The organism is Microbacterium sp. C23T, from assembly GCF_053345975.1.
Genome location: NZ_JBKFBD010000029.1, coordinates 23,452 through 50,433 on the forward strand (window position 1 = coordinate 23,452; position 26,982 = coordinate 50,433).

The 26,982-nt window shown below is 70.4% G+C and carries 23 protein-coding genes and 3 tRNA genes; 18 read left to right on the top strand and 8 right to left on the bottom strand.

Going from position 1 to position 26,982, the window contains the following annotated elements; all coding sequences use genetic code 11:
* Positions 1–103: 103 nt before the first annotated feature.
* From ACLBXX_RS15900 to ACLBXX_RS15915, 4 genes are all read right to left on the bottom strand, one after another.
* Positions 104–4,177, bottom strand: a complete 4,074-nt coding sequence (locus ACLBXX_RS15900) for a carboxypeptidase regulatory-like domain-containing protein (RefSeq protein ID WP_447658830.1) — start codon at positions 4,175–4,177, stop codon at positions 104–106.
* 584 nt (positions 4,178–4,761) lie between these two features.
* A tRNA-Phe gene (locus ACLBXX_RS15905) sits at positions 4,762–4,834 on the bottom strand.
* 77 nt (positions 4,835–4,911) lie between these two features.
* Positions 4,912–4,985 (bottom strand) — tRNA-Asp (locus tag ACLBXX_RS15910).
* A gap of 20 nt (positions 4,986–5,005) precedes the next feature.
* Positions 5,006–5,078 (bottom strand) — tRNA-Glu (locus tag ACLBXX_RS15915).
* A gap of 321 nt (positions 5,079–5,399) precedes the next feature.
* On the opposite strand from ACLBXX_RS15915, the gene ACLBXX_RS15920 reads away from it, so the two are divergent.
* A complete protein-coding gene (locus tag ACLBXX_RS15920) occupies positions 5,400–6,707 on the top strand; it encodes a peptidoglycan DD-metalloendopeptidase family protein (RefSeq protein ID WP_447658831.1) in 1,308 nt (435 codons plus the stop codon).
* A 68-nt stretch (positions 6,708–6,775) separates the two neighbouring features.
* On the opposite strand, the gene ppa is transcribed toward ACLBXX_RS15920, so the two are convergent.
* Positions 6,776–7,309 carry an inorganic diphosphatase gene (gene ppa, locus ACLBXX_RS15925; RefSeq protein WP_447658832.1) on the bottom strand — a complete coding sequence of 178 codons (534 nt, stop codon included), beginning with the start codon at positions 7,307–7,309 and terminating at the stop codon, positions 6,776–6,778.
* 73 nt (positions 7,310–7,382) lie between these two features.
* On the opposite strand from ppa, the gene tilS reads away from it, so the two are divergent.
* Positions 7,383–8,378, top strand: a complete 996-nt coding sequence (gene tilS, locus ACLBXX_RS15930) for a tRNA lysidine(34) synthetase TilS (RefSeq protein ID WP_447658833.1) — start codon at positions 7,383–7,385, stop codon at positions 8,376–8,378.
* A 23-nt stretch (positions 8,379–8,401) separates the two neighbouring features.
* A complete protein-coding gene (hpt, locus tag ACLBXX_RS15935) occupies positions 8,402–8,953 on the top strand; it encodes a hypoxanthine phosphoribosyltransferase (RefSeq protein ID WP_056372524.1) in 552 nt (183 codons plus the stop codon).
* A 6-nt stretch (positions 8,954–8,959) separates the two neighbouring features.
* On the opposite strand, the gene ACLBXX_RS15940 is transcribed toward hpt, so the two are convergent.
* Entirely contained in the window at positions 8,960–10,000 is a 1,041-nt protein-coding gene (locus ACLBXX_RS15940) for a hypothetical protein (RefSeq protein WP_447658834.1), read from the bottom strand.
* A gap of 186 nt (positions 10,001–10,186) precedes the next feature.
* Here ACLBXX_RS15940 and ftsH point away from each other — a divergent pair, with 186 nt between their 5' ends.
* From ftsH to ACLBXX_RS15995, 11 genes are read left to right on the top strand one after another with little or no spacing between them, the layout of a single operon-like run.
* Positions 10,187–12,196, top strand: coding sequence for an ATP-dependent zinc metalloprotease FtsH (gene ftsH / locus ACLBXX_RS15945; RefSeq protein ID WP_387147721.1), 2,010 nt, complete (start codon positions 10,187–10,189; stop codon positions 12,194–12,196).
* A gap of 9 nt (positions 12,197–12,205) precedes the next feature.
* The gene (gene folE / locus ACLBXX_RS15950; RefSeq protein ID WP_387147724.1) at positions 12,206–12,796 is read left to right on the top strand and encodes a GTP cyclohydrolase I; all 591 of its coding nucleotides are present in this window, start codon (positions 12,206–12,208) and stop codon (positions 12,794–12,796) included.
* Complete coding sequence (folP, locus tag ACLBXX_RS15955) at positions 12,793–13,620, top strand: dihydropteroate synthase (RefSeq protein ID WP_447658835.1); 828 nt, start codon at positions 12,793–12,795, stop codon at positions 13,618–13,620. The genes folE and folP overlap by 4 nt, the downstream gene beginning before the upstream one ends.
* Complete coding sequence (gene folB, locus ACLBXX_RS15960; RefSeq protein WP_387147730.1) at positions 13,620–14,015, top strand: dihydroneopterin aldolase; 396 nt, start codon at positions 13,620–13,622, stop codon at positions 14,013–14,015. The genes folP and folB overlap by 1 nt, the downstream gene beginning before the upstream one ends.
* Complete coding sequence (gene folK / locus ACLBXX_RS15965) at positions 14,012–14,569, top strand: 2-amino-4-hydroxy-6-hydroxymethyldihydropteridine diphosphokinase (protein ID WP_447658836.1); 558 nt, start codon at positions 14,012–14,014, stop codon at positions 14,567–14,569. The genes folB and folK overlap by 4 nt, the downstream gene beginning before the upstream one ends.
* Positions 14,566–15,063, top strand: coding sequence for a DUF3180 domain-containing protein (locus ACLBXX_RS15970; RefSeq protein ID WP_447658837.1), 498 nt, complete (start codon positions 14,566–14,568; stop codon positions 15,061–15,063). Before folK ends, ACLBXX_RS15970 begins: the two co-directional genes overlap by 4 nt.
* The gene (locus ACLBXX_RS15975; protein ID WP_447658838.1) at positions 15,005–15,622 is read left to right on the top strand and encodes a PH domain-containing protein; all 618 of its coding nucleotides are present in this window, start codon (positions 15,005–15,007) and stop codon (positions 15,620–15,622) included. The genes ACLBXX_RS15970 and ACLBXX_RS15975 overlap by 59 nt, the downstream gene beginning before the upstream one ends.
* Positions 15,619–17,397: a PH domain-containing protein gene (locus tag ACLBXX_RS15980; protein ID WP_447658839.1), complete on the top strand. Its 1,779-nt coding sequence runs from the start codon at positions 15,619–15,621 to the stop codon at positions 17,395–17,397. Before ACLBXX_RS15975 ends, ACLBXX_RS15980 begins: the two co-directional genes overlap by 4 nt.
* Positions 17,394–18,107: a DUF2520 domain-containing protein gene (locus ACLBXX_RS15985; protein ID WP_387147745.1), complete on the top strand. Its 714-nt coding sequence runs from the start codon at positions 17,394–17,396 to the stop codon at positions 18,105–18,107. The genes ACLBXX_RS15980 and ACLBXX_RS15985 overlap by 4 nt, the downstream gene beginning before the upstream one ends.
* On the top strand, positions 18,104–18,949 hold the full coding sequence (gene panC / locus ACLBXX_RS15990; protein ID WP_447658840.1) for a pantoate--beta-alanine ligase: 846 nt from the start codon (positions 18,104–18,106) through the stop codon (positions 18,947–18,949). Before ACLBXX_RS15985 ends, panC begins: the two co-directional genes overlap by 4 nt.
* Before the next feature lie 27 nt (positions 18,950–18,976).
* A complete protein-coding gene (locus ACLBXX_RS15995) occupies positions 18,977–19,843 on the top strand; it encodes an MBL fold metallo-hydrolase (protein WP_447658841.1) in 867 nt (288 codons plus the stop codon).
* On the opposite strand, the gene ACLBXX_RS16000 is transcribed toward ACLBXX_RS15995, so the two are convergent.
* Positions 19,798–21,030 (bottom strand): MFS transporter, encoded by a 1,233-nt coding sequence (locus ACLBXX_RS16000; protein ID WP_447658842.1) that lies wholly within the window; start codon positions 21,028–21,030, stop codon positions 19,798–19,800. The genes ACLBXX_RS15995 and ACLBXX_RS16000 overlap by 46 nt on opposite strands.
* A gap of 128 nt (positions 21,031–21,158) precedes the next feature.
* Here ACLBXX_RS16000 and lysS point away from each other — a divergent pair, with 128 nt between their 5' ends.
* The gene (gene lysS, locus ACLBXX_RS16005) at positions 21,159–22,673 is read left to right on the top strand and encodes a lysine--tRNA ligase (protein ID WP_447658843.1); all 1,515 of its coding nucleotides are present in this window, start codon (positions 21,159–21,161) and stop codon (positions 22,671–22,673) included.
* 29 nt (positions 22,674–22,702) lie between these two features.
* On the opposite strand, the gene ACLBXX_RS16010 is transcribed toward lysS, so the two are convergent.
* Positions 22,703–24,010 carry a DUF4192 family protein gene (locus tag ACLBXX_RS16010; RefSeq protein WP_447658844.1) on the bottom strand — a complete coding sequence of 436 codons (1,308 nt, stop codon included), beginning with the start codon at positions 24,008–24,010 and terminating at the stop codon, positions 22,703–22,705.
* A 126-nt stretch (positions 24,011–24,136) separates the two neighbouring features.
* Here ACLBXX_RS16010 and ACLBXX_RS16015 point away from each other — a divergent pair, with 126 nt between their 5' ends.
* The 3 genes from ACLBXX_RS16015 (at position 24,137) to ACLBXX_RS16025 (ending at position 26,834) form a co-directional block, all read left to right on the top strand.
* Positions 24,137–24,331: a hypothetical protein gene (locus ACLBXX_RS16015; protein ID WP_056372494.1), complete on the top strand. Its 195-nt coding sequence runs from the start codon at positions 24,137–24,139 to the stop codon at positions 24,329–24,331.
* A gap of 172 nt (positions 24,332–24,503) precedes the next feature.
* The gene (gene cls, locus ACLBXX_RS16020; RefSeq protein ID WP_447658845.1) at positions 24,504–25,970 is read left to right on the top strand and encodes a cardiolipin synthase; all 1,467 of its coding nucleotides are present in this window, start codon (positions 24,504–24,506) and stop codon (positions 25,968–25,970) included.
* Between the two features lie 126 nt (positions 25,971–26,096).
* Positions 26,097–26,834, top strand: a complete 738-nt coding sequence (locus ACLBXX_RS16025) for a hypothetical protein (protein WP_447658846.1) — start codon at positions 26,097–26,099, stop codon at positions 26,832–26,834.
* Positions 26,835–26,982 lie beyond the last annotated feature (148 nt).

The following is a 26,982-nucleotide window of genomic DNA, read 5'->3' on the forward strand; positions in this document are numbered from 1 at the left end:
CGGCCGGACCGCCCGATCGCGAAGCTCCGGAACCTCGTGGCCCGAGGGGGCGGGCGGTTCGGGGTGACGGCGGGAGCGCCGGAGGCGCTCCCGCCGTCCGATATCAGCAGCCGGTGCCTTCGAAGCCGACGCTGCGCTCGACGCTGCGGTGCTGTCCGTCCACCACCGCAGTGACATCCAGGCCGACCGAGCCGGACGGGATCTCCGCGAGCCGGGTCGTGAACGCGTGCGACGCGGACTTGCCGGCCGCCAGCACCGGGATCTTCTTGGTGCCGTACGGCGTCTCGACGGTGACCGCGACACGCACATCCTCGCCGTTGGTCACCTTCACCGTGAGCACGACCTTTCCAGCCACGCAGCGGTCGGTCACCGTGGCGGTGACGTCGAGCTGCGGTGCGCTCGCCTCGCGGTCGACGGAGACGACGTAGGTCACGAAGTCGCCCGCGTACGAGCTCGACGTCACCTCGATGTCGTTCGCGCCGTCGCTCAGCTCCACGAGGGCCTCCGTCGCTCCCGGCTCGAGCTCTTCGCCGTTGATCTGCACGCGCTGGCCGGACCAGCCCAGCTCCCACTGCAGGGTGAGCGACGCCACCGATGCCGGCAGCGTCTCACCGATGGCGTACGCGTTCTCCGCGCCCGAGCGGTCGGGATCGAATGCGGGCGAGAGGGCGTACCCCTCGACCGCGAGGGCTCGCAGGGTGGCGAGCTGGCTCGGGTTGACCCGCGAGATCGACAGCGCGTACGTGGTCGCCGACCCGCTCTCGCCGGTGATCACGACCGGCACCTGCGTGACGATCGCCGAGTCGTTCGGGTCGCCATCGGTCAGCGGCACATCGACCGACTCGCCTGGCGCGACCTCGACGCCGTTCACCGTGGCCGTCGCGAAGCCGCTCCGCGGCGAGACGGCGACCGAGACGCTCTCGGTGAGCGGATCGACCTCGCCCGCGTACGTCAGGCCGTCGGCCGACGCGGTGAGCGCGATGTCACCGGCGGTGGTGCTCGCCGCCACCGACTCGAGTGCGGAGTCGCCGTAGTCGAACGGCGTGCCCGTGTTGACGCGGAAGTAGTCGATCAGAAGGTCCCCGACGTTCGACCCATTGATGAAGAACAGGAAGTAGTCGAGGTCGTCCACGCGGGTGCGCAGCGGCTGATCGGTCAGCACAGGGGTCGACATGTCATCGATGTAGAAGTCGAACGTGCCCGAATCCAGATCCATGACGTTGCGCACCGTGTACCACTGACCCACCGTGTAGTCGGCGACGTTGCGAACCGTGCTCGCCCCTGTCACATTGTGGGTCAGGATGCGGCCGCCGGCGAATCCGATCGTGCCGGCTGGATTCGCCGACCCTGCCGGGTTGGCCGCATTCCAGCTGCTCTCGGTGTACGAGTACAGCGCGAGCTGGTTCGGCGTGCCGTTGGTGGTGGTGCGCTGCAGGCGCGCCTCCATCGTGACGGTTCCGGTGAGGTTGAGCTCGGTGGTGTTGTGCACCCCGAGCGTCGCCGAGCTCGCGCTGGACTTGTTGATGCGCAGGTACTTGTTGCCCGCCTGCGCCGCGTCCGGCAGCACCTCGATGGTGCCCACGGCCGGAGCCGTGCGCGCCGTGAGCGATCCGTCGTGGTTCTGCGTGAACGCTCCGGTCGGCTCGTCTTCGAAGGTCTCGTTGATCGCGTAGGCCGTCGCACCGGCGATCCGGCGCAGCACGAGGTCGACCGGCACCGTGCGGGCGGCTCTGACGCTCACCTCGGATGCCGACGCGTTCTCGTAGCCCGCCTTGGACGCGGCGACGGTGTAGCCGTCACCGGCCGGCACCTCGCCGATCGAGTACGCGCCCGAGGCGTTGGTCGTGGTCGTCTCGACCGTGGCGCCGCCCTTCGAGAGAGTGACCGTCGCTCCGTCCAGTCCGCGCCCCGCTGAGGTGATCACTCCCGCGATCGTCCCCTCCGTCGCGGTGGTGGCGCCGACGGCCAGATCGGTGCTCAGCGTCTGCTGACTGCCGAGCGTGATCGGCACCGCGGCGCCGTTCGCGTACCCGGTCGCCGAGGCGATCAGCGTGTACTGCCCGGCCGGCACCTCGATGGTGTAACGACCCTGCTCGCTCGCGGTGACCGAGCCCGAGCCGTACGAGACCGTGGCGCCCGGAACGGCCAGGCCCTCGGCATCCGTCACCACGCCCGACACCACGGCGCGGCCGACGGCCGGCTGGAACGAGCTGGGGCCGACGTGCGGCGGAGTGGCCACCGGCAGGCCGAAGAAGTCGACCCCGAGGGCCTTCTGGCTCTGACCGGTGTTGCCGGCGGCGTCGAACCCGGGGGCGATCGCGCCCAGATCGACGGTCTGACCGCCGTTGATCAGCGGCGAGGACGGCGAGCCGATGATGGCGTTGGCCACGTCGGACGACGGGTCGCCCCGCAGCAGCGGGTCGGCCGTGATCGCCGTGGCGTCTGCTGCGGGCGCGCTGACACCCGGACCGAAGTACGAGTTGTTGCGGAACGACACCCCGGGGAACGTCGAACGGAACGCGGCGCCGGCCACGTCGGCACGGGTGTTGTAGAACACGTTGTTGATGACGTGGTGCGGGTTGCGCGACGTGAGGTAGATCGACGCGTCTCCGGAGGACTCGAAGAAGCCGACCGTGTTGTTCCGGATCGGGCGCACCGTGTTGTACATCAGGTTGTTGTGCACGACGTTCACACCGGTGTCGCCGTGCGGGTTGATGTAGTTGCGCTCGATGTCGCGGATGATGTTGTACCGCACAACCGCCGAGCTGAAGCCGAACCCGCACAGCAGGATGCCCTCACCGGACTCGTGCACGTAGTTGCCCTGGATCAGGATGTTCGACGTCGCGCGGTCGGGGTCGATTCCGTTGGAGTCGGCAGCGCCGGTGCGGCCCTTCAGCTCTCCGACCTCGTTGTTCTGCACGACGACGTCATCGGCGTAGTACATCTCGATGCCCGAGACTCCCGCGCCGTCGATGAGGTTGTCCTGCACCGTCGCCGACTTCACGCTGGTGAGGTACATCGAGTCCCAGCCGTACTGGGTCTCACGGTTGGTCAGGTAGTTGCCCGAGATCTCGATGCTCGAGTGCGGGCGCCAGTTCGGGTCCTCGGTGAGCGTGCCGTCCGGCGCCATGCGTCCCGCCGTGCGGTCGCCCCAGCCGGGAGCGAGGTCCTGATAGCGGTTGGTGCCCATGCCGGCGAACTGCTTGAACACCAGGTTCGCGAACGCCGTGTTGGCGACGTAGTTGTCGCGGATGGTGATGTCCTCGAACTGGGTGACGGTCTGCCCGTCGCCCTTGAGGCCCTCGAACATGATGCCGCCGGTGCGCTTGGACCGGTCGACACCGGCGCTGCTCACCGACCAGGTGTATCCGGTCACGTCGCGGACGAAGACGTTGTGGATCTCGAATCCGCGCAGCGTGCCGGCGTCCTCGCCCTGAACGTGGATGCCGCGCAGGTCACCGGTCTGCTGGTTCTCGTCACCCGGAGCCTGGCCCACGTTGCGTGCGGGGCGGAAGACGGTGGCGTCGAATCCCGCGGTCTCGTTGCTGATCTCGAGGTTGGAGATGTTCCAGTGCTGCTGGTTGGTCAGCTGCACGACGTCGTTCACGACGCCGAGACCGTTCAGCTCGGGGGCGGCGCCCGTGCCGTAGCTGGAGAGCACGATGGGCGCGCCTTCGGTGCCCGACCCCTGGGGTGCGAGCAGCGCCGAGGCGTCGGCGCCGGTGATGTGGGTGGGCTGTCCGCCGCTCCACGTCGTGTAGTCGTACGCCTCTCGGGCGACGGCGGTGCCCGTGGCCGACCACGAACTGCCCGCCCTGAGCAGGATGCGGTCTCCCGGCCCGAACTGGGCGGCGTTGACCTTGCCGAGCGTCCGCCAGGCCGTCGCAGCCGATGTGCCGTCGGCCGCGTCGTCTCCCGCGGCCGAGTCGACGTAGTACGTGGTGCCGCTGCCGGCGGGTGCCGAGCCGTCGGTGACGGCAAACTGTCCGCTGGAGACGACAGCCGTGCCGTCAGCGCGCAGCTCGGACTTGTCAGTGAAACCGGTGAACGCGGCGACGCCGGGTTCGAGTGCTGTGGCCGGGCTCGCGCCGGCGGTCGGCAGCCCCACCGTCAAGAGGGCTGCGACGGTGACCGCGGCTCTTGTGATTGGTCGCCGCACGGACAGAGACAGGGACATCGATGTTCCTTTCAGGGGGAGCCGGCATCGGCGGACGCCGCAGGTCGCGGTTCGGCACCGGGAGACCCCGTCCATCGCGACTCTGCGGCACCACATATAGTGAACGTTCACTTTATGTGGTGCTCTGATCGTAGTGATCGATCACTCGGCAAGTCAAGATGCATGAGATCCGCCGGAGATGCATCTCCTGGACGCGCGAGGCCGCTTCCCCGAAGTGAAAACTCACGGCCGCCGGCACACAGCGGCAAGCCTTGCGATCGCGGCCGGCGAGAACGTCGACATCCGGCAGCGCATGCTCGGGCGCGCGTCAACTGGCATGGCGCTGGATGTCTACGCCGACCTCTTGCCCGAGGAGCTGACGTCCGTTTCGGTCGTTTCGGTCGTGCCGCGCGCGATTCAGATGGGGGCAGAATGTGGGCGAGCGGCCCATCGGCCTAGCTCGAGCCCCTCGTTCAGCCTGGCGCCGGCGCTTCGCGACGCGGACCGGCGCGGCAAGGAGAAAGCATCTGCTCCCGGAAAGACGAAACCCCCGCGATGTAGAAGCTACGCGAGGGTTCCTGGGGTGACTGTAACGATCACCCTTGTGGCTCCGACCGGCATCGATCCGGTGACCTTTCGATTTTCAGTCGAACGCTCTACCAACTGAGCTACAGAGCCGCACGGCATCTCTCATACAAGACCTGCCGCGTCCTAGACGAAAGGCCCTCTTCGAAAAAAGGGCCCGTCGCTCGGAGCGACCCTGACGGGACTTGAACCCGCGACCTCCGCCGTGACAGGGCGGCACGCTAACCAACTGCGCTACAGGGCCATGATTATTGAATTGTGGAGTGACCCCAACGGGATTCGAACCCGTGCTACCGCCGTGAAAGGGCGGCGTCCTAGGCCGCTAAACGATGGGGCCGGGTGAACCTTTGGGGCTCACTGCCGAGGACCAAGCATACGTAACTCCTCGCGAAAACGCGAATCGAGCGCGTGCCGCCCTTGTGCAACGCGTTCGCGAGGCGCACACTGACCGGGTGACCGCTTCCCGAGGCGGCGGTCGCCGTGCACCTCTGGGGGGTTGCACATGTTACTGATGTTGCTAGTGTGAAACGAGTTGACGCCGCGAGGGAGGGATCCGGTGCAGCCCGAAAACGTCACTGATCAGGCCGTGTCCGACGACGCCTCCGTGGACTGCGGGTGCGCGCCGTCTGCTCGCGAGCAGCGGCGGCTGTGGCCCTCTATGAACCGGCGCACCGCGCTCGGGCTCGGAATCCTCGGCGTCGCCGCGCTCGGCGCAGCCGGCGGAACGCTCGGCCCGCTCGTCGCCCCGGCATTCGCCGCCGACTACCCCTCGTGGGACGACGTCGTCGCCGCGAAGAACAACGAGGCGGCCAAGGCCGCCGAGATCACCAAGATCCAAGAGCTCATCGCCGGGCTCGAAGCCGATGTCGCCGCGAAGCAGCAGGTCGCGCAGCAGATGGCCGACGAGTTCTACGTCGCGCAGCAGGCGTACTTCGACGCCGCGCTCCGCGCCGACCAGCTGCAGCAGCAGGCCGACGAGCAGGCCGCCGCCGCGATCGACGCCGCGAACAAGGCCGGCCGGGTCGCGGCGCAGTTGTACCGCAACGGCGGCGACGACACGTCCCTCGAGCTGTTCTTCGCCGGGTCGGCTGCCGGTGCCGACGACCTGCTGGCACGTCTGGGCACGATGGACAAGCTCGTCCAGCGCAACCAGGACGTGTACGCCCAGGCCGTCACCGCCCGCGACTCCGCGCAGAGCCTCAGCGACCAGGCGGGTGTGCAGCGGGCGGAGCGCGACCGACTGCAGAAGATCGCCGAAGAGAAGATGGTCGCCGCGCAGAAGGCCGCCGACGAGGCGCAGGCCGCCCTCGACGCGCAGAACGCCAAGCGCGGCGAGCTCCAGGCGCAGCTCGCAGCCCTGCAGGACGCCACGGCGAAGACCGTCGCCGACTACCAGGAGGGCGCCCCCCCCCCCCCGGGGGCGCCCGCCGCGGCCGCGGCGGCGGCTGCAGCCGCCGCGAAGGCAGAGGCCGACCGCCTCGCCCAGCAGAACCAGGGCGGCGGAGGCGGTGGAGGTGGGGGCAGCGGCGGCGGTGGAGCCGTCGTCGGCTCCGGCTGGGCACGTCCGTCATCCGGCTGGCGCAGCTCCGGCTACGGCCCGCGTACCGTGCAGTGCGGCAACAGCTACTGCTCCAGCGGCTTCCATTACGGTGTCGACCTCGCCGCAGGCTGCGGCTCCGGCATCTACGCCGCCTCGGCCGGGCGCGTCGTCTACGCCGGTTGGAACGGCGGCTACGGCAACTACGTCAAGATCGACCACGGCGGCGGCATCGGCTCGGGCTACGGCCACATCCGCAACGGCGGCATCTTCGTGGGTGTCGGGCAGTGGGTCAACGCCGGCCAGCTCATCGCGAGCGAGGGCAACACCGGCAACTCGTTCGGCTGCCACGTGCACTTCGAGACGTACGTCAACGGCTCCCCGGTCAACCCGATCTACTTCATGGCCGATCGCGGCATCTCGGTCTGACCGTCATCCACGCTTGAAACGACGAGAACCGGATGCCGAGGCATCCGGTTCTCGCATGAAGACACAGGTCAGAGCGTGTTCGGCGCGATGCCCTCACCCTGGGTGGCGGTCTGGCCCTCGTGCTGGGCGAAGCGCGCGAACGCCTCGTCGACCAGACGCTCGGCCTCCGCGGCGTTCGCCCACTCGTCGACCTTGACCCACTTGTTGGGCTCGAGGTCCTTGTAGTGCTCGAAGAAGTGCGTGATCTCCTTCTGCAGGTACTCGGAGATGTCGCCGACGTCCTGGATGTGCGCCCAGCGCGGGTCCTTGGCGAGCACGGCCACGACCTTGTCGTCTCCGCCGGCCTCGTCGCTCATCTTGAGCACACCGACGGGACGGACGCTGGCGAGGATGCCGGGGGCCAGGTCGACGTCGAGGATCACGAGCACGTCGAGCGGGTCGCCGTCCTCGCCGAGGGTGTTCTCGAAGAACCCGTAGTTGGTCGGGTAGCCCATGGGCGTGTAGAGGATGCGGTCGAGGAAGACGCGGCCCGTGCCGTGGTCGACCTCGTACTTCACGCGGCTGCCGCGCGGGATCTCGATGACGGCGTCGTACGCGCCCATAGTGGTGCTCCTTCGAAGACTGTGGATTGCCGCGACCAGCCTAGTCGCGGCGCGTCGCGGGTACGGTGGGCGGGTGGAGGAGCGCAGACCCGGACTCGACCCCGCCGTCGCCGAGGTGCGGCTCGCCGTGCGCCGCGCGCTGGCGGGACTCGAACCCGGAGCGACCGTGCTCGTCGCGCTGTCGGGAGGTGCGGACTCTCTGGCGCTGGCCGCGGCGACGGCATTCGAGGCTCCGAAACTCGGCCTTCGCGCCGCGTCGCTGACCGTCGACCATGGCCTCCAGGACGGATCGACGGATGCTGCCGCCGCCGCGGCAGCGAAGGCCCAGACGCTCGGGCTCGAGGCCCGCGTGGCGCGCGTCGAGGTCGGGGCAGCCGGCGGTCCGGAGGCGGCCGCGCGCGACGCGCGCTACCGCGCCCTCGCGGACGGTGCCCAGGCGATCGGGGCGGCCGCGATCCTCACCGGACACACGCTCGACGACCAGGCCGAGACGGTGCTGCTCGGCCTCGCCCGCGGCGCAGGCGCGACCAGCCTGCAGGGCATGGCCGAGGCATCCGTTCTCGAGGGCATCCCACTGCTGCGCCCGCTGCTGGGCGTGCGCCGCGACACGACGCGCGCCGCGTGCGCGGCCGAGGCGCTCGAGCCCTGGGACGATCCCCACAACGCCGACCCGCGGTTCGCACGCGTGCGGGTGCGAGGGACGGTGCTGCCGGTGCTCGAATCCGAACTCGGCCCGGGGATCGCCGAGGCGCTCGCCCGCACGGCGGCGCAGCTGCGCGAAGACGCCGAGGCGTTCGACGAGATGATCGACGAGACGATCGAGGACATCGTCGAGCACGCGGAGGCCGGCATCTCGGTGTCGGCGGCGGCGCTCGCCGCGAACCCGGCGGCGCTGCGCAACCGGATCATCCGGCACGTCGTGGCCAGCGAGTTCCACGAGAGCCTCACCCGCACGCAGACGCTCGAGGTGGCGCGCCTGGTCACGGACTGGTCAGGTCAGGGACCCATCGATCTTCCCGGATGCCGCGCCCGCCGCGTCGGCGGCCGCATCGAGTTCACCGCGCGCTGAAGTCGCCCCCCTAGACTCTTGACATGCGCGCGGCCGACGTTTCCAGCGACATCACCGAAGTCCTCGTCACCGAGGAGGAGATCCGAGCCAAGCTCGACGAGATCGCGGCGCAGGTCGCCGAGGACTACGCCGACGAAGACCTTCTGCTGGTCGGAGTGCTCAAGGGCGCGATCATGGTCATGGCCGACTTCTCGCGCGCGCTCAAGAAGCACGTGACGATGGACTGGATGGCGGTCTCGTCCTACGGCGCCGGCACGAAGTCCAGCGGTGTCGTCCAGATCCGCAAGGACCTCGACACCGACATCCTCGGCAAGCACGTGCTCATCGTCGAGGACATCATCGATTCGGGTCTGACCCTCAGCTGGCTGCTGGAGAACTTCGCGGCCCGTGGTGCGGCATCCGTCGAGGTCTTCGCGCTGCTGCGCAAGCCCGAGGCGGCCAAGGTCGAGGTGCACTGCCGCTACGTCGGCTTCGACATCCCGACGGAGTTCGTCGTCGGCTACGGCCTGGACTACGCGGAGAAGTACCGCAACCTGCGCGACGTGGCCGTGCTCGCGCCGCACGTCTATTCCTGAATCTCGTCAGCGCGCGAGCATCTCCACGAGGGCGGGCGGCGCGGCGTACGTCGAGACCATGTCGACGATGAGCCGGCGGCAGCCGTCCAGCTCCACCGTGATCGGAGCCTTCCCCTCCTCGTTCGCGTCGAGCACGACCAGGGAACCGGGGATGTCGTCGCACGGCTTCGGCAGCGGCTGAGCGGATGCTGCCGCCTCGAGCACTGCGCGCGTCTCGGCGGTGTCGAGCCGACGGCTGCCGGTGAACCATGCGGTGCCCTCCACGTCGATGGTGGCCCAGGTCGTCGCGCCGGGCGCGGGCGTCGCCGAGGGGTTCGCGGCATCGTCGGTGGAGTACGCGCAGAGCCGGAGCGTCTCGACCTCGCCGGGTGCGGGCGTCCGCGGCGGCGCCCACGGCACGGTCTGGATCCCCGTCGACGTCGGCGCGGGGGCCGGCGCATCGAGCGTCCCCTCCCATTCCTCGAGATCCTCCGGCGAGGCGATCTGCAGCGGCCGGGCCGACCACGTCGGCGCGCATCCGGCGTCGAGCGCCGCGCGCGGCTGCGCGAGCGTGCGCTGTTCCTCGTCGGTCTGCACGACGGCCAGCTCGGCCAGCGCGTCGCCGATGAGATCCAGCTTCGGCTGGCTGCAGCCGTCGGCCGGATAGCGGACGCGGATGCCTCGGCCCGCAGCATCCGTCAGCCAGATCTGCGGGGCGATCATCGCGATCGCCGCGCACGGTCCCAGGGAGCGCGCGTCGTCGGGCTCCGCCTGAGCACGCAGGAGCGCCGTGAGATCGCCTTCGAGCCGCTCACGGAGGACGACGGACCAGATGCCCTCGTCGTCTTCGACGGTCTGGAAGGGCACACAGCGGACCGCGGCGACGGGCTCGAAGTCGTCGGGCATGGGTCCGGCTCCGCCGGGGTCGCCGCCCAGGGGATCCATGCCCGCACACGAGATCTCGGCGACGATCTCGGAGGGCGCCAGCGCCTGCGGAGCGGACGCGCAGCCGGTCAGGGCGACGGCTGCTGCGGCGAGGACGATGAGCGAGGTGTGGATGCGGGGCACGGGGTCCTCCTCGTCGTAGGCTCGTGCGGCGCTTCGCCCCACGCTATCGGGCGGACTGTGATTACGCCCGGGGCGAATGCACAGACGGCGCCTAGGAATCGCGCGATACCCTGATTCAACCGTCGACGGGGGCTTTCCCGTCCGCGGCGGCACGTCGACGAAAGGGGTCGGGCTCGCGCCCGCGCCATGGACTTCAAGAAGATCACCCGCAACCCGCTCTTCTACGTCCTGCTGATCGGGGTCTTCCTCATCGTGGGTTTCTCGCTCATCTCGAGCCTGGGCGGCGCGAAGCAGATCTCCACGCAGGAGGGTCTCGAGCTGCTCTCGGGCGACACGGTCACCGAGGTCGTCAACACAGACGGCGACCAGCGGGTCGACATGAAGCTCTCAAAGGAGTACGAGGGCGCCTCCGACGTGCAGTTCTACTACGTGTCGGCGCGGGCTGACGAAGTCGTCACCGCGATCAACGACGCGAACCCCAAGGACGGCTTCAACGACGCCGTCCCGCGCGCCACGTGGTTCGACGGCTTCATCTCGCTCCTCCTGCCGATCCTGCTGCTCGGCCTCCTCTTCTGGTTCCTGCTCTCGAGCGCCCAGGGCGGCGGCAGCAAGGTGATGCAGTTCGGCAAGTCGCGCGCGAAGCTCGTGACGAAGGAGATGCCGCAGGTCACCTTCCAGGACGTCGCGGGCTCCGACGAGGCGATCGAAGAGCTCGAAGAGATCAAGGACTTCCTCAAGGACCCCTCGAAGTTCCAGGCGGTCGGCGCCCGCATCCCGAAGGGCGTGCTGCTGTACGGCCCTCCCGGAACGGGCAAGACGCTTCTCGCCCGCGCTGTCGCGGGTGAGGCGGGCGTGCCCTTCTACTCGATCTCGGGTTCGGACTTCGTCGAGATGTTCGTCGGCGTGGGTGCGAGCCGCGTGCGCGACCTCTTCAACAACGCCAAGGAGAACGCGCCGGCCATCATCTTCATCGACGAGATCGACGCCGTCGGCCGCCACCGCGGCGCCGGCATGGGCGGCGGCCACGACGAGCGCGAGCAGACGCTCAACCAGATGCTCGTCGAGATGGACGGCTTCGACCCCAAGGCCAATGTCATCGTGATCGCGGCGACGAACCGCCCCGACATCCTCGACCCGGCGCTACTGCGCCCCGGCCGCTTCGACCGGCAGATCGGCGTCGACGCCCCCGACCTCAAGGGCCGCACGAAGATCCTCGAGGTGCACGGCCGCGGCAAGCCGCTCGCGGACGGCGTCGACCTCGAGGTCGTCGCCCGCAAGACGCCCGGCTTCACCGGCGCCGACCTCGCCAACGTGCTCAACGAGGCCGCGCTCCTCACAGCCCGCTCGAACGCGCAGCTGATCGACAACCGCGCCCTCGACGAGGCCATCGACCGCGTGATCGCCGGCCCGCAGCGCCGCACGCGCGTGATGAAGGACAAGGAGAAGCTCATCACGGCGTACCACGAGGGCGGTCACGCGCTCGCGGCGGCGGCGATGAACCACACCGACCCCGTCACGAAGGTCACGATCCTTCCGCGCGGCAAGGCCCTCGGCTACACGATGGTGCTGCCGCTCGACGACAAGTACTCCGTCACGCGCAACGAGCTGCAGGACCAGCTCACGTACGCGATGGGCGGCCGCGTGGCCGAAGAGATCGTCTTCCACGACCCGACGACCGGTGCCTCCAACGACATCGAGAAGGCGACGAACATCGCCCGCAAGATGGTCACCGAGTACGGCATGACCGGCGACATCGGCCCCGTCAAGCTCGGCCAGTCCTCGGGCGAGGTCTTCATGGGTCGCGACATGGGCCACGGGCGCGAGTTCTCGGAGCGCGTGGCCGAGCGGGTCGACGTCCAGGTGCGCGACCTCATCGAGCAGGCGCACAACGAGGCGTACGAGGTCATCAACGCGAACCGCGCCGTGCTCGACAAGCTCGCTCTGGAGCTTCTCGAGAAGGAGACGCTCGACCACTTGGAGCTCGCCGAGATCTTCAAGGACGTCAAGCGCCTCCCGCCGCGCCCGCAGTGGCTGTCGAGCGAGCAGCGCCCCGTCTCGGAGCTGCCTCCCGTCGAGGTCCCGCAGCGTCGCGGCGAGGCAGGACTCGCCGCGAGCGTCGAGGCCGACGAGCTGCCGGCCGCCGAGAAGGCGACCAAGCGGCGCCCCACCGGACAGGCGCGCCCGGCGACCGCGTAGGCTCGGCCTATGGCCGTCGATCGTGAGCGTGTCGCCGCGCTCGTGCGCGAGCTGCTCGAGGCGATCGGCGAAGACCCCGAGCGCCCCGGACTGAAGCAGACACCCGAGCGGGTCGCCGACGCGTACGCCGAGTTCTTCGCGGGAGTGGGGGCGGATGCTGCCGCCCCGCTCGCGCACACGATCTCGGTGTCGCGCGGCCCCGCTCCCGACACGCTCCCCTCGGGAGCGGTGATCCTGCGCGACATCATCTTCCGCTCGGTGTGCGAGCACCACCTCCTGCCCTTCCGGGGGCACGCGCACCTCGCCTACCTCCCCGGCGAGCAGGTCGTCGGCCTCGGCGCGCTGCCGAAGGTCGTCGACATCCTGTCGTCGCGTCCGCAGGTGCAGGAGCGCCTGGGCGAGCAGATCGCCGACGTGATCGCCGGATCCCTCGACGCCCGCGGCGTGCTCGTGGTGCTCGACGCCTCGCACGAGTGCGTGACGATGCGCGGCGGACGGCAGCCGGATGCCTCGACGGTGACGATCGCCGCCCGCGGGGAGCTCGCCGAACCGGCCGCGCGCGCCGAGCTGGTCGCGCTGATCGGGGCCGGCCGCTCATGACCTTCATCATGGGCGTCGTCAATGTGACGCCCGACTCGTTCAGCGACGGCGGGCGGTATGTGGATGCCGCTGCCGCCGTCGCCCACGGACTGCGGCTTCGCGCGCAGGGCGCCGACATCCTCGACATCGGCGGTGAGTCGACCCGGCCGGGCGCCGAGCGCGTGGCTCCGGACGTCGAGCAGGAGCGGGTGATCCCCGTCGTGCGCGCCCTCGCCGACGCGGGGGTCGTCGTCAGCATCGACACGATGAACGCCTCGACCGCCGCCCTGGCCGTCCAGGCGGGCGCGCGGATCGTGAACGACGTCTCGGGCGGCATGGCCGACCCCGGGATGCTGGCGGCCGTCGCCCCGACCGACGCGGACGTGGTGCTGCAGCACTGGCGCGGCTATTCCGCCGACATGTACGCGCGCGCCGTATACGACGACGTCGTGGCCGAGGTGACGCGCGAACTCACCGGCAGGATCGAGGCCGCCGCGCAGGCCGGCATCGATCCCGCGCGGATCATCGTCGACCCCGGCATCGGCTTCGGCAAGCGCGGAGAGCAGAACTGGCAGACCTTGCGAGGTCTCGACCGCTTCGTCGCGATGGGGCAGCGGGTGCTGATCGGCACCAGCCGCAAGCGGTTCCTCGCGGACGCGCTCGCGGAGGACCCCGCCGACGCTTCCGAGGCCCGCCGCGACCTTGCGACGGCGGTGACCAGCGTCCTCGCGGCGCAGGCGGGCGTGTGGGCGGTGCGCGTCCACGATGTCGGCGCCACACGGGATGCTCTGGTGGTCGCCGATCGCTGGGCCGGTGCGGATCGAACAGGCGGCCAGGAGGGCTGATGGACTTCATCGACGAGATCACGCTCACCGGCGTGCGCGCCTACGGGTATCACGGGGTGTTCGAGGACGAGCGCCGCGAGGGCCAGGAGTTCGTCGTCGACGTGACCCTGTACCTCAGCACCGCCGAGGCGGCCGAAACCGACGACGTGGCCGACACCGTGCACTACGGCGAGGTCGCCGAGCGCATCGTCGCGATGGTCGGCGGCGAGCCGCTGAACCTCATCGAGGGCGTCGCGGCGCGCATCGCCGACGACCTGCTCACGTACGACCTCGTGCGCATGGTCGCGGTCACGGTGCACAAGCCGCAGGCCCCGATCACGGTTCCGTTCTCCGATGTCGCGGTCACCATCCGCCGCGGCCGCCCCGTCGAGCCGACGTGGACGGTGGGCTCGTGAACCGCCGACTCGCACAGGGCTTCGACGGCGACCCCGACCGGCATCCGCGGGAGGCCGTCGAAGCCGTCGTGGCGCTCGGCGCCAACCTCGGCGACCGCGCCGAGACGATGACCGCGGCCATCAAGGACCTCGCCCGCGTGCCGCTGATCGACGCGGTCCGCGTGTCGGAGCCGATCGAGTCGGTCGCGCTGAAGCCGGAGGGACCGGATGCGTCCGCCCCGGCCTACTTGAACGCTGTGGCGATCCTCACCACACGCCTGGCGCCGTCGGTGCTGCTCGGCTACCTCCACGCCATCGAGCAGCGGCACGGCCGGGTGCGGTCGGTCGCGCGTTCCGCGCGCGAGGGCGGCTGGGAGGACCGCACGCTCGACCTCGACCTGATCGCCTACGGCGACGTCGTCAGCGACGATCCGCGCCTGCTGCTGCCGCATCCGCGCGCGGCCGAGCGCGACTTCGTGCTCGGGCCGTGGCTGGCCGTCGATCCCGACGCGGTGCTCCCGGGCGTCGGCCGGGTCGACGAGGCGCTGCGCCGGCTGCGGACGGAGGGCCGATGAAGCGCACCGGTGCAGGCGTTCTGATCATCGCTGCGGTCCTCGGGGTCGCGGCGGGCTTCCTCGTGGACCAGCTGCTGACCTCGGCAGGAAGCCCCACGTTCACACCCGCGGTGACCCTGCCCATCCTCCTCGTGCTGCTCGGGGTCGTCGTGATCGCTCTGGCGATCCCGATCCGCCGCGCCACGCGCGGCACCACCAAGGCGAAGGTCGACCCGTTCCGCGCCGTGCGCATCGCGATGCTCGCGAAGGCGTCCAGCATCGTGGGCGCCGCGATCGGCGGCCTGGGTGCAGGCCTGTGGATCTTCCTGTCGACCCGGCCGGTCACGCCCTCGCTAGGCTCGTTGGGAACGGTCATCGCGACGACCGTGTGCGGCGCCCTGCTGGTCGCCGCGGGTCTGGTCGCGGAGCACCTGTGCACCATCCGGAAGGACGACGATGACGAACAGCCCGGAGGCGACGACCCCGGACTCGAACCTCGAATCCACGACCACTGACGCGGCCGCGGTGCCTGGCGCGGAGGCGGTCCCCGTCCCCGCTCCGGAGTTCGAGCGGCTCGTCGAGCCGCGGTCCGAGAACCGTCTCGCGCTCGAGGGCGGGGTGTGGCACCAGATCTCCCCGAAGTACGTGACGGTGCAGCTGATCTCGACGGGGTCGTTCCTGCTGGTGGTCATCGCCGCCACGCTCGTGCTCACGCTCCTGATGCACCAGCTGTGGGCGTGGATCCCCGGCGGCATCATGACCGTGATCCTCGCGTGGACCCTCGCCATCCTTCCGCGCCAGGCGCGGGCGATCGGGTACCAGCTCCGCGACGACGATCTCGTCTTCCGCCGCGGCATCCTGTGGCAGCGCTTCGTCGCTGTGCCCTACGGCCGCATGCAGCTCATCGACATCACGCACGGTCCGCTGGACCGGGGCTTCGGCATCGCGCAGCTCAAGTTCGTCACGGCCGCCGCCGCGACCGGCGTCGTGATCCCGGGGCTGGCGCAGTCCACCGCCGAAACGCTCCGCGACCACCTCGTCGAGGTCGCCGAGAGCCGCCGCACAGGGCTATGAGCACGGTTCCCCCTGCTGAGCCGACGCCTGCCGGCCCCGGCGTGCCGCCGCCGCAGCTGGTGCGGTCGCCGCTGAGCGACGGCGAGTGGCACCGGCTGCATCCGCTGACCCCGCTGCTGCGCGGCGGACTGTTCCTCATCGTCGTCATCGGCATCATCTTCGCGAACCTGCGCGACCGGCTGCTGTACATCTTCCTGCCGTGGCTCGCCCCCGGGGTGGGGGACGAGGTCGTGGAGTGGGAGCAGGTCGGCGGCGACCCGATCGACTTCATCATCGCGAACAACCTCTATCTGCTGGCCGGCGTCGCCGTCCTGGCGGTTCTCATCATTCTCGTGACGGTGTTCTACACGTCGTGGCGCTTCCACACCTTCCGCATCACCGACGACGACGTCGAGGTGCGCAGCGGCATCCTGTTCCGCACGCAGCGGCGTGCGCCCCTCGACCGCGTGCAGGGTGTCAACCTCACGCGGCCGATGATCGCGCGGCTGCTGGGTATGGCCAAACTCGAGGTCGTGGGCGCGGGCACCGACGCGAACGTCAAGCTCGAGTACCTCTCGACCGCCAACGCCGAAGCGGTCCGTGCCGACATCCTCCGTCTCGCGTCGGGGCGCCGGCTGGCGATGGCCGCCGGCCCGGCCGGTGCGGCGGCGCCGCGACAGCCCGGCAGGGTGGCCTCCCTCAGCCAGACGGTCGGCCGCGAGATCACCGGGCTCATCGAGGGGCCCGAGGCCCCGGTCGCCGAGCGGGAATCGGTCGTGCACATCCCGGTCGGCCGGCTCGTGGCATCCCATGTCCTCAGCGCGTCGACGCTCGGACTGCTGTTCGCCATCGTCGCCATCGTGATCGGTGTCAGTCAGGGCGTGACCTGGCTGCTGTTCGGCTTCGTGCCCGCGATCATCGGTTTCGGCGCGTACTGGGTGCGCTCGATCGTGCGCTCGCTGCGCTACTCGATCGCGCCGACGCCCGACGGCGTGCGCATCACGTTCGGACTCTTCACGACGATCACCGAGATCGTCCCGCCCGGCCGGGTGCACGCCGTCGAGGTGACGCAGGGGGTCTTCTGGCGCCCCGCCGGATGGTGGACGATCCGCATCAACCGCCTCACCGGTCGCAGCGCCGCCGACAGCACGACGGATCAGTTCACGACCGTGCTGCCGGTCGGCACCGCGGCGGACGTCGAGCGGGTGCTGCGCCTCCTCCAGCCCTCGCTGCCCGACGACGAGCGGGCGCTCATCGTGCAGCAGGGCATGTTCGGGCCGACCGACGACGACACCTTCACGAACACGCCGAAGCGCGCGTGGTGGATCCGGCCGTTCTCGTACCGCCGCAACGGCTTCCGCCTCACCGACGACGTGCTCCTGATGCGGCGCGGCGTGGTGTGGCGCAAGCTCGTCATCCTCCCGCTCGCGCGCCTGCAGAGCTTCGGGCTCCACCAAGGGCCGCTCGACCGCGCGTCGCGCGTGACCAATGTGCGCGCACACGTCGTCACCGGCCCGGTCTCGCCGTTCCTCGCGGCCGTCGACCGCGACGCCGCCCTGGCGCTGTTCGACGAGGTCGCCCACGGATCGGTGCGCGCCGCGCTGGCCGACCGCACCCACCGCTGGGCCCAGGACGACATGGATGCTGAGGCCGCCGTGCACCCGGCCCCCGAGGCGTACGTGCCTGCAGGGCCGGCGCCCGTTTCTCCCGCTGCGGCGGGGGCGGCCGTGCCGCCGGTCCCGCCACCGCCCCCGGATTACACCGTTGCGGCCGAGCCGAGGGAGGACCGCGCGTGAGCCGCGACGGTCGCCTCGGCGTGGGGATCATCGGCGCCGGCCGGGTCGGCCCCGTCCTGGGCGCGGCACTCGCCGGAGCCGGGCACGCGCTCGTGGGGATCACCCAGGGATCCGACCCCGAGCACGTCGAGGCGATCCTGCCCGGGGTTCCCGTCCTGGACGCCACCGAGGTCGCCCGCCGGAGCGAGCTGGTGATCGTCGCGGTGCCGCACGACCAGCTCGAGGGACTTGTCGGCGGTCTGGCCGAGGTCGGAGCGTGGCAGCCGGGGCAGCTCGTGCTGCACACGGATCCGGCCTTCGGCACCGGCATCCTGTCGGCCGCCGTCGCGAAGGGGGCGATCCCGCTCGCCGTGCACCCCGCGATCGAGTTCAGCGGAACCTCGATGGATCTGCGTGCGCTCGCCAGCGCCTACGCCGCGGTCACGGCACCCGCTCCGGTGCTGCCGATCGCGCAGGCGCTGGCTGTCGAGCTCGGCTGCGAGCCGGTCGTGGTCGACGAGTCGGCTCGCCCCGCATACGCCGAGGCGATCGCGACGGCACGCGACTTCTCGCGGTCGATCGTGCGGCAGGCGACCGCCCTCCTCGCCGAAGCGGGCGTGCCGCACCCGGGCTCGTTCCTGTCGGCCCTCGCGCACACGACCATCGACCACGCGCTGGCGGAGGCGGGTTCCGGCCCCGGAGCCGAGCCCCCCGCTACGATCCAAGGATGATCAGCACCGTCAGCGAGCTGCGCGCTCGGCTCGCCGAGGTCCGCACCGCCGCCCCGGGGGCGCGCATCGCGCTCATCTCCACCATCGGCTCGCTCCACGACGGGCACATCGACCTCGTGCATCGCGCGCGCGAAGTGGCCGACATCGTCGTCGTGTCGGTGTTCGTCAACCCGCTGCGCTTCGCCTCGCCGACCGAGTTCGCCGCCTACCCCCGGACCCCCGACGAGGACGAGCGCCTGCTCGAATCGCTCGGTGTCGACGTCGTGTTCGCACCGGAGGCGAGCGAGCTGCTCCCGGACGGCGCGGCGACGACGAAGGTCACTGCGGGCGACCTCGGCCTCCGCTACGAAGGGCGCGCCCGCCCGTTCTACTTCGACGGGCTGCTGACGGTCGAGGCCAAGCTGTTCCATCTCGTCCGGCCGGACGTCGCCGTGTACGGCGACCGGGACCGGCAGCGGGTGTTCCTGGTTCGCCGCATGATCCGCGACCTGTTCTTCGACCTCGAGGTGGCGACCGTCGAGACCGTGCGGGGCGACGACGGCCTGCCGGTGTCGACGCGGGTCGGCATGCTCGATGACCGCGACCTCGTGGCCGCTGCGCTCCTTCCGGCTGCGCTCGACGCGGCGGCAGCGAACGCGGACCGCGGCGTCGACGCATGCATCGCCGCCGCGCAGTCGACGCTGATGGGGGAGCCGCGGATCCGTCTCGAGTACCTGAGCGTCGTCGACCCGGCGACGTTCCTGCCCGTCGACGAGGGCAGCAGCGGTCCCGCCCTCGCCCTCATCGGGGCCTCGGTGGCGGGGCACCGCTTCATCGACAACGCCGAGATCTACCTGGGCTGACGCCTGGTACGAGGGCTGGGAGGCGACATGCGCGTCACACGGATCGGCGGCCCGACCGCCCTCGTCGAATGGGAAGGCTGGCGGATCCTCACGGATCCGACGTTCGACCCGCCGGGCCGTACGTACTCCTTCGCTCTGGGCACGTCATCGCGCAAGACCACCGGCCCCGCGATCCCGCTCGAGGAGATCGGCGCGGTCGACGTGGTGCTGCTGAGCCACCATCACCACGCCGACAACCTCGACGACGCGGGTCGGGCGGGGCTGTCGGCGGCGCGGACCGTGCTGACAACGGTCGCGGGCGCGAAGGCGCTGACGAAGGACGGCGCGCATCCCGACGCCCGAGGCCTCGCCGCCGGGGATGCCGTCACCCTCGCCGCCGAGGGCAAGCGCGACCTGCTCGTCACCGCGACCCCGTGCCGGCACGGGGCTCCGCTCACCGGGCCGATCGTCGGACCCGTCGTCGGGTTCGCGCTCTCGCTCGGGGGCGCGGGACGGCCCGGCCTGTGGATGACGGGCGACACCGTGATGTACGGCGGCCTGCGGCGCGCGGCGACCGGGCTGCGGCCCGAGGTGGCGCTCGTGCACATCGGAGCAGTGAAGTTCCCCCGCACAGGGCCGCTCTCGTACACGATGGACGCCGACGACGCGGTCGAGCTCGTCGGGCTCGCCCAGCCCGACGTGGCCGTGCCGATCCACGTCGAGGATGGAGTCACTTCTCGCAGCAGGAGGAGGCCGCCGCGGCGGTCTTCGACGCCGCCCCGGGGCCGGTGCGGGAACGGATCCGCTGGGCGCGGCTCGGGGTTGCGGTCGACCTGCCCTGAGGCGATCCGCGGAGTCCGCGGCCGGGATCACCTTGCCCGGTCGTCCGACCGCGTGCGTGCCGGGAGCGCGTGACGCCGCATCGCGACACCCGCGCCGAGCGTCGCGAGGAGCACGACGGCGGAGAAGACGAGGAGCACGGTCGTCTCGCCCACGAAGGGAAGGCTCAGTCCGACGAGCAGCACCGGTGCGACGAGGCCCCCGTAGGCGATGAGGAAGAGGAGTGCGAGAGTCTCGCCCCGGCGGTCGGGTGCCGAGAGGGCCCCGGCCGCGGCGATCGCCGAGCGGAACATGATGCCGGCGCCGGACCCGGCGACGATCCCGCCCGTGATGAAGAGCACGAGGGCGGGGATCAGGGCTCCTGCGGCGATGGACACGAGTCCGACGACGAAGCACAGCATGGCGATGAGGAGCTGCGCCCGCTGGGCGACGCGGACCAGCAGCAGCTGCGCGAGCGCTGCGGCGCCGAAGACGGCGAAGACGGTTGCCCCGTCCACGAGGTGGTCGGACACGTGGAACGTGTCGTGGAGGAATGTCGGCGCCAGCGAGGTGAACAGCGCGAACAGCGCGAACGAGGCGGCCGCGCCGGTGCCCGCCGCAGCGAAGGCCGCACCGGACCCGGAGGGGAATGCGAGCCGCTGCGGTCGGTAGACCGGATGCCGCGCCGACGTGTCGACCGTCTCGGGCACGTGGCGCAGGACGAAGGCCGCGGCGATGAAGAGCACGAGGAAGACGATGTGCGGCAGCTCGAGGGGGTCGGGGGCGAACTCGGCGAAGAGGCCGCCCGCGAGTGGTCCGAGCGCGAGTCCGCCGAGGTTGGCGGCTCCGGCCACCGACGCCGCGACGACCGCGGTCTCCGCGGGGCGCGCCCTCGCGCGCAGCTCGGCGAGGTGAGCGGTGGCCGCGGCGCTGAGCATGCCCACGCTGACGCCGTCGACGAATCGCGCGACGATGAGGCCCGGGACCGAGTTCCACACGATGAAGACGACCGCCGCGAGCGCCGAGACGAGGACCGCGATCACGGCCATCCGGCGTCGTCCCGCCCAGTCGCTGATGTGGCCGATCAGGAACAGGCTGAAGACGACCCCCACCGCGAACGCGGCGAAGATGAACGTCACGACCGGAACGGGGAAGTCGTCGGCGGCCTGGTACAGCGGGTACAGCGGCGTCGGGACCGTGGCGTAGGCGGTGACGCTCGTGAAGGCGGCCGCGACGACCCAGAACCCGGCGAGATCCGACATCGTGCGACGAGCTTGCGACATCGCGTCGTCCGATCGTGTCGAGGTGGGCGTTCGAAGGATCGGCCCCGACCTTACTCGCACCCTTGAGCACCTCGGTAGACTTGGGGGTCCGCGTTCTGCGGAGAACACCCCACCGAGGAGCCCACCCCGTGACCGACGCGACCGCGCCCGACGAGCCGACCGAAGAAGAAGTCTTCGAGCAGAAGGCCGTGCGGCTGGCCAAGCGCGAGCGTCTGATCGCGGAGCGTGCGGATGCCGCGGGTGGGGCCTACCCGGTCAGCCTGCCGATCACCGACACCATCCCGGCCCTGCGCGATCGGTTCGCCGACCTCGAGCCGGGCGCCGAGACCGGCGTGACCGCCGCGGTCGCCGGACGCATCGTCTTCAGCCGCAACACCGGAAAGCTCTGCTTCGCCTCGCTGCAGGCGGGTGACGGCAGCCGCATCCAGGCGATGGTGTCGCTCGCGGCCGTCGGCGACGAGTCGCTGCAGGCCTGGAAGGAGCTCGTCGACCTCGGAGACCACGTCTTCGTCTCGGGTGAGGTCATCTCGAGCCGCCGCGGCGAGCTGTCGATCATGGTGTCGGAGTGGCGCATAGCGTCGAAGGCCGTGCTGCCGCTGCCGAACCTGCACTCCGAGCTCAGCGAAGAGAGTCGCGTCCGCAGCCGCTTCCTCGACCTCATCGTGCGCGACCGCGCGCGCGACACGGTCCTCGCACGCGCGAAGGTCAACGCCAGCCTGCGACAGACGTTCGCGTCGCACGACTTCATCGAGGTCGAGACCCCGATGCTGCAGGTGCAGCACGGTGGAGCGTCGGCACGCCCGTTCATCACGCACTCCAACGCGTTCGACACCGACCTGTACCTCCGCATCGCGCCCGAGCTGTTCCTCAAGCGCGCCGTGGTCGGCGGCATCGACCGCGTCTTCGAGATCAACCGCAACTTCCGCAACGAGGGCGCCGACTCGACCCACAGCCCCGAGTTCGCGATGCTCGAGGCGTACCAGGCGTACAGCGACTACAACGGCATCGCTGACCTCACGCAGGAGCTGATCCAGAACGCGGCCGTCGCGATCTCGGGCTCGACCACGGTGATCTGGGCCGACGGCACCGAGTACGACCTGGGCGGACAGTGGGACCGCCTGTCGATGTACGAGTCGCTGTCGGAGGCGGCGGGCCGCTCGATCACGCCCGAGACGCCGTTCGAGGACCTGGTCGCGCTCGCCGGGGCCGAGGGCGTCGACCTGCCGCCGCACGCGATCCACGGCAAGCTCGTCGAGGAGCTGTGGGAGCACTTCGTGAAGCCGGGCCTCGTGCGCCCCACCTTCGTCATGGACTTCCCGGTCGACACGAGCCCGCTCGTGCGCGAGCACCGCTCGATCGCCGGCGTCGTGGAGAAGTGGGACCTCTACGTGCGCGGCTTCGAGCTCGCGACCGGCTACTCCGAGCTCATCGACCCGGTCATCCAGCGGGAGCGCTTCGTGGAGCAGGCCAAGCTCGCCGCGAAGGGCGACCTCGAGGCGATGCGGATCGACGAGGAGTTCCTGCGCGCGCTCGAGCACGGCATGCCGCCGACCGGTGGCATGGGCATGGGCATCGACCGGCTGCTCATGGCGGTGACCGGGCTCGGAATCCGCGAGACGATCCTCTTCCCGCTCGTCAAGTAGTCCGCCGGCGCGATCCTCCCGCGCGCGGATCACCGGGCGCTCGCGCGCTGGAAGGCCCAGTCCGGCAGGTGCCCGGCGTTCACGAACGACAGCACGATCTGCGACAGCCCGTGCTCGGGCTCGATCTCGCACGCGCGCTCCGCGTATGCCGCCGCGTGGGTCGAGCGGCCGAGAGCCCACGACAGCCATGCGCACATCGCGAGCGGGCCCGGCTGTGCGTCCCGCGGCGCGACGGCGGCGGCCCGACGCGACAGCTGCAGAGCGGTCTCGAGCCGTGACACCTGCGGGCGGTCGCCCTCTCCCCACATGCGCATCGCGAGATGCGCCGGATACTCCTCTCCCGACTCCCACCGCAGCTGCGCATCGAACGCCTCGTCGCCCTGTGCGAGGTTGCCGCTCCACTGCACGAGCGCGACATCCCGCAGCGACGGGCGCGCGAGGCACCACACCAGAGCGGCGTCGTCGTACGCGTCCGCCGCACCGAGCGGTCGTGCGAGGGCGTCCTCGAAGAACCCCGGCAGATCGTCGAACCGGCAGACCGCCGCGAGCGCCTGCGGGTCGACCCGCGCCACCTCGTCGGTGACGGATGCCGCAGCCTCCGCCGTGCCCGATACCGGCGCTGGAACGGGGCCGAGGTCGCTGACCCGCGCGCTCGGCAGCGCCGCGCTCGTCGCGCCCTCCGTTCCGCGGGCGGAGCCCAGCACCGCGTCGTCGCACGCGGTGCGGGCAGATCGCGCGGTGCGCGCCGCAGTGCCGCCGTCCGCCTGTGGTCCGCACAGCACCGCCACCGCCGTGTCGAGCGCCGTCATCGCCTTCGCGACCCGCTCGCGCTCATCGGCCGAGCACTCCGGCAGGTCGGCGCCCGTCGACTGATCGCCGTCCGGCTCCGGGATGTCTCCGGAGCCGATCCACTCCAGGTCGCCGAGCGATCTCCCCGTCGCGGGACACTCCGCGTCTAGGAACGAGCCCCACCCGTCGGCGCCGACGCACAGCAGATCGGTGACCCGCAGGCCGCACGCATCGGCGCGGCGCTCGAGGGCGGCGAGGAGGTCGCGATGCGGCATCCGTCCCTCGTCCTGGAACCGTGCTCCGGTGTATGCGATCGCGGCGACGGCGTCGGCCTCGGGGAGCCGGCACACCATGCCCGTGACGGTCGCGGCGATCCTGTCGACGGCGTCCTCGTCGCCGTCGGGGAGGTCGAAGCGCATGGCGCCCAGGCTGCGGGCCCCATGGAACGGGATCACCACGAGGCTCCGCGTCGGGTGGTAGCCGAGCATGCGGGGGACGAAGGAGAGGAACTGCGCGGCGTCTGCGGCTTTCACGATGGTGGGGGTCATGGGAAGAGTGTCGTGACGCCGGGGGTCCGCACCGCCGTCTCCACAGGCGTCGTCGCCCCGGGGCCGAAAGCGGGGCTCTGGGGAGGAGGGGAGGAGGCGATACCCGCACGGCGTATCCTTGAAGGCATGGATTACTGGGTCGCGGCGCTCTGGACGCTCCTGCCGACCGTCCTCGTGTCGCTGATCTTCTTCTTCGTGCTGCGCAGCATCGTCCGCGCCGACCGCACCGAGCGTCGTGTCTACGCGAAGATCGAGGCCGAAGAGCGCGCCAAGCGCGGGCTGCCGCCGGTGGCGCCCGGCACCGCCTCCACCGACGCCTGATCGCCGCCGGCACCGGCCCCCGCCAGGCCGATCCCGCCGGATCACGCGCGGCACCCGCCGAGCTCGCCCGGATGCGGGCCGCGTCCGCCGCCCCCGATAGTGTGGGGCACACCGCTCGATCGGCGTGTCCGATCGGGTCGGTCCGCCCGACGCCGGGGAGAGGCTCCGCTCGATGATCACCATCACGTTCGACGCGACGTGGTGGGTGGTGCTCGTCTTCATCGTCGACATCGTCATCCGCATCACGGCGATCATCGTGGTGCCGCGCAACCGCCGTCCGACCGCGGCGATGGCGTGGCTGCTCGCGATCTACTTCATCCCGATCATCGGCGTCTTCCTGTTCCTGCTGATCGGCAACCCGCGGCTTCCGCGCAAGCGCCGTCGCAAGCAGGAGCGCATCAACGACTACATCCACGACACCAGCGCGTCACTGGACTTCGGAACACTGCGCCCGCACGCGCCGAGCTGGTTCACGTCGCTCGTGACGCTCAACCGCAATCTCGGCGCGATGCCCCTGGCGGGCGACAACGCCGCACACCTGATCCCCGAGTACCAGGAGAGCCTCGACGCGATGGCCGACGCCATCCGCGAAGCCGAGCGGTTCGTGCACGTCGAGTTCTACATCCTGCAGGCGGATGCCGCGACCGACAACTTCTTCCGCGCGCTCGAAGAGGTCGCGGCGCGCGGGGTGACCGTGCGTGTGCTGCTCGATCACTGGGCGAACCGCGGCAAGCCGTACTACAAGCGCACGCTCAAGCGCCTGACCGGGATGGGCGCGCAGTGGCACCTCATGCTCCCGGTGCAGCCGTTGCGCGGCAAGTACCAGCGCCCCGACCTGCGCAACCACCGCAAGCTCCTCGTCGTCGACGGACGCGTCGCGTTCACCGGCTCGCAGAACGTCACCGCCCCGACGTACAACCTGCGCAAGAACATCAAGCGCGGTCTGAACTGGGTCGACCTCATGGCGCGGATCGAAGGCCCGGTCGTGGCATCCGTCAATGCCGTCTTCCTCAGCGACTGGTACAGCGAGACCGATGAGGTGCTCACCGAGCAGATCGACCTCTTCGACGTGCGCAGCGGGCCAGGCGACCTCGACTGCCAGATCGTGCCGTCCGGGCCGGGATTCGAGTTCCAGAACAACCTGAAGCTCTTCGCCGGGCTGCTCTATGCGGCGCAGCGCAAGATCATCGTGGTGAGCCCGTACTTCGTGCCCGACGAGGCGATGCTCCTGGCGATCACGACAGCGTGTCAGCGCGGCATCCATGTCGAACTGTTCGTGTCGGAAGAGGGCGACCAGGCGATGGTCTACCACGCGCAGCGCAGCTACTACGAAGCGCTGCTGCGCGCAGGCGTGAAGATCTGGATGTACAAGAAGCCGTTCATTCTGCACACGAAGAGCCTCACCATCGACGACGAGGTCGCCATCGTCGGCTCGAGCAACATGGACATGCGCTCATTCGGTCTCAACATGGAGATCTCGATGCTGGTGCGTGGCGAGGAGTTCGTGCGCCAGATGCGCATCGTGGAAGACATGTACCGCTCGCTCTCGCGGGAGCTCACGCTCGAGGAGTGGGAGAAGCAGCCGCTGCGCTCGACGGTGCTCGACAATCTCGCACGTCTCACGTCGGCGCTGCAGTAGGGCGTTCTCCCGGCGGATCGTGACCTTGATGTGACCGGACTGCTGAGATTCCGGGGCGTTTTGCGACACGATATGGGTGACGGATGCCGCGGGGGATGGCGTCCGCGGAACTCCAGGAGGCCTCGCATGCCCGTTCGCTCCCGTTCACTGCTCGCCGGGCTCGGCCTGGCACTGCTCACCGCAGGACTCCTGACCGCCTGCGCGACGCCCGCCGGCAGCGGCGGCACCACCCCGTCGCCGGCCGCGACCGGCAAGAGCGACGACAGCAACGAGCAGGAGGTCGGCGCGGCCTGGCTCGACGGCGGCCGCATGGTCGGCATCGTCACCCAGGGCAGCTCGACGTGCATCCCGGTCGCCGAGGAGGCGACGTTCGAAGACGGCGTGATGAAAGTCACGCTGGTCGACGCCGAGGGCGACAAGGCGTGCACCGCCGACCTCGTCCCGCGAGTGACGTTGGTGGGCGTTCCCGACGGGGTCGACCCCGCGAAGGGCGTCGAGATCGAGGTGACCGGCGACGGCTGGCACGGCGACACCGACCTCGACGGCGTCGAAGGCCTGAAGGCCGGCGGCGAGACCGACTACCTGCCGAGTGCCGGCTGGACCGACGTCGACGGCCAGTTCGTGATCCTGTCGTGGGGCTCGTCCTCGTGCGCTCCCACGATCGAGAACACCGAGCCGACCAGCGCGACCGAGGTCACCGTGACCTTCGTGACCCCGCCGGCCGACCAGGTCTGCACCATGGACATGGCCCCGCGCGGCGTCGTCACAGCGGTCAACGGCGTCGAGGACGAGGACGCCGAGACCTTCGCCATCCTCACCGGTGGCGAGTTCGACAACATCCGCATCCCGATCTACCCCAACTGACGCCGGCGATTCCGGATGCTGCGGCCCGCGGCATCCGGGCCCCATCGAGTGCGCTCGCCTCATTGCTCCGCGGTCACCTTTGGCGGGTTCCGGGCCTCGAGTCTCGCCCTTTCTGACTGCGGAACGTCGTGGCGCGTGGTGTGCGGAC